Here is a 2,963-nt window from a genome sequence, read left to right as displayed (position 1 = left end):
CCTACACCCTACACCCTACACCCCACACCCCACACCCTACACCCCACACCCCACACCCCACACCCCACACCCCACACCCTATGTAAGGAACCCCGGAAAGAGAATTAAGGTCAACTGGGAACATTGATTTTAAAAAATCGGTGATCATGTTATCCTCTGAGTGTGTTGTGTGAGGAAAGGAATCGGCCATGGTAGCGTCTCTATCGTATCAAAATGGGCAAAAAGCTCGATCGCATCCCCTGTTATCCTTAGGGGGTTTAATCGAATTACCGCCATCACCCCTGTTTGGCACGGACGGAATTCGCGGCCAAGTGGGAGAATTATTAACTGCCCCCCTAGCGCTACAAATCGGATTTTGGGCAGGACAGGTATTAAAAAATCAAGCTGGTGTCACCAAACCAGTAATTATCGGTCAAGATTCCCGTAATTCCAGTGATATGTTAGCCAATGCTATCACTGCGGGTTTAACTTGGGCGGGAATAGAAGTCTGGCAACTGGGATTATGTCCCACTCCCTGCGTCGCCTATTTAACCAGAGAAAGCGAAGCGATGGGGGGGATCATGATTTCTGCCAGTCATAATCCTCCCGAAGATAACGGCATTAAATTTTTTGACAGCAGCGGTTTAAAATTATCTGGCACTTTAGCGGCACAGATAGAAGCGGGTTTAAGAGGCAATTTAGAATTAGCAGATAAACCGGAAAATTGGGGAAAAGCGACTTTTTGTCCCGAATTAATCCAAAAATATTATCAAGCTGTCATTGATTCCGTCGGGAGGGATATTAACCTATCGGGATTAAAAATAGTTTTAGATCTAGCTTGGGGGGCAGCCGTTAACCTAGCACCTTTAGTATTCCAAGCTTTGGGGGCGGAAGTTATCTGCCTACACGATCGAGCCGACGGCGATCGCATTAACGTTAATTGTGGTTCTACCCATTTAGAAAGCTTACAGGCGGCGGTGATTAATCAGCAAGCGGATTTAGGGTTTGCCTTCGATGGCGATGCCGATCGAGTCCTGGCCGTGGATAGTCAAGGTAGAGTAGTAGATGGCGATTATATCCTCTATTTTTGGGGTCGTTCCCTCTTAGAAGCCGGACAGCTACCCGATGGGTTATTAGTAGCCACGGTGATGGCTAATTTAGGTTTTGAACGCGCTTGGCAAAAACTGGGGGGTCAATTCTTGCGGACTGCCGTGGGCGATCAGCACGTTCAGGCGCAAATGTGGGAAACTGGAGCCATGCTAGGGGGTGAACAATCCGGTCATATTCTCTGCCATCATTACGGGGTTTCTGGGGATGGAATGCAAACCGCCCTACATTTAGCGGCTTTAGTGCAGAAATCGGCGGTTTCCTTGGCTAACTTAGTCGATCATAGCTTTGTCACCTATCCGCAGATTTTACGCAATGTGCGGGTGGAAGATAGAGAAGTGCGACGTAATTGGCAGCAATGTGAACCTTTGCGGCGAGAAATACTCAAAGCTGAGACAGCTATGGCAGAAAAAGGCAGAATTTTGGTGCGCGCTTCCGGGACAGAACCCTTAATTCGGGTGATGGTGGAAGCAGAAACCCTAGAATTAGCCAATTTTTGGACAGAAAGGCTAGTGGCAGCGGTGCGAAGCTATCTTTTGTAGTCGATCGAGGGGGACAGGGATTATAATGCCCTTAGCCTAGCCTAGCAAGGGATAATTGTCACTAACCCCGCCCTAAAAGCGACGGAGCTTGCCTAAACCAATTTAGGCGACGCAAGTAGAGACTACCGCATCGAGACACAATCTGGCACAGACCTCCGAATACTTCCCTAGTTCGGATTCCCTCTAAGCTTTATTGGTAAAGCGTTGTTAGACAAGACATCTTGATTGTGTTGCGGTAAGGGACTTTAACTTTACTCTTAAGGATTATCTCCATGGCAAGAGATCCTGTTATTTCAAAAGACGGAAAGCCGTTGATGCCCACTAAACCCAGTCGGGCCAGACGGTGGATTAAGGAAGGAAAAGCTATCGGTAAATTCAACGACTTAGGTATTTTCTATGTCCAGCTAACCACTGAATCCTCTAACAACAAAACCCAACCGATTGCCATTGGTATTGACCCGGGTAAATTATTCTCTGGAATTGGCGTTCAATCCTCTCTTTTTACTCTTTGGAAGGGTCACTTAGAACTTCCTTTTAAACGAGTAAGAGAGCGCATGGACAATCGCTGCTTAATGCGAAGAGGACGTAGAGGAAGACGGATTAACCGCCAACTTCCTTTTAATCTAAGAGCGCATCGACAAAAACGATTTTCAAATAGAAGACAAGGAAAATTATCCCCCTCAATTAGAGCTAATCGTCAACTCGAACTTCGAGTCGTTTCCGAACTAACCAAAATCTATCCAATTACCGATATTTATTTTGAGTACATCAAAGCCGATATTGCTCTAACTTCCGGTAGAAAAGGAGCTAAGTCTGGAAAAGGTTTTTCGTCGGTTATGGTCGGACAAAAATGGGCTATTGAGCAACTGTCTCGATTGGCAACAGTCCATACTCGCTTTGGTTGGCAAACCTCTAATCTCAGAAAATATTTGCGACTAGAAAAGTCGAAAAATAAAGCAGAACAATCACCAGAAAGTCATGCTAACGATGGAATTGCTCTTGCCTGTTTTCAGTTTTTAGATTATTGGCCATTTCACAATTCTAATAGTCATGGATATGATTGGAAGGGTTATGTTAAAGTAACAAACGCTCCCTTCGCTGTCATCAAACGTCCTCCTATTAGTCGTCGTCAACTTCACCTGATGGTTTTTTCTAAAGGTGGTAAACGACGTAAATATGGTGGCTCTACCACAGGACATGGGTTCCGTAAAGGAGATTTAGTTTCTTCTCCCAAAGGGATTGGTTATGTCAGTGGAGATACCGAAAAACAGCTATCTGTAAGCGATACCAATGGTCAACGATTGGGACAGATAGCTGTTAGCAAGATTCAGTTAA

At 45.5% G+C, this 2,963-nt stretch carries 2 protein-coding genes; both read left to right on the top strand.

Going from position 1 to position 2,963, the window contains the following annotated elements; genetic code table 11:
* Positions 1-188 precede the first annotated feature (188 nt).
* On the top strand, positions 189-1,628 hold the full coding sequence (gene glmM, locus O9290_RS24810; protein WP_288056814.1) for a phosphoglucosamine mutase: 1,440 nt from the start codon (positions 189-191) through the stop codon (positions 1,626-1,628).
* A gap of 272 nt (positions 1,629-1,900) precedes the next feature.
* Positions 1,901-2,963, top strand: a 1,063-nt coding sequence (locus tag O9290_RS24805) for an RRXRR domain-containing protein (RefSeq protein WP_288087639.1), incomplete at its 3' end; no start/stop codon positions are given.

This window comes from Microcystis sp. LE19-41.2A (assembly GCF_027530405.1).
GTDB lineage: Bacteria > Cyanobacteriota > Cyanobacteriia > Cyanobacteriales > Microcystaceae > Microcystis > Microcystis aeruginosa.
The sequence above is the reverse complement of the archived record's forward strand: the minus strand, read 5'-3'. Positions and strand labels throughout refer to the sequence as shown.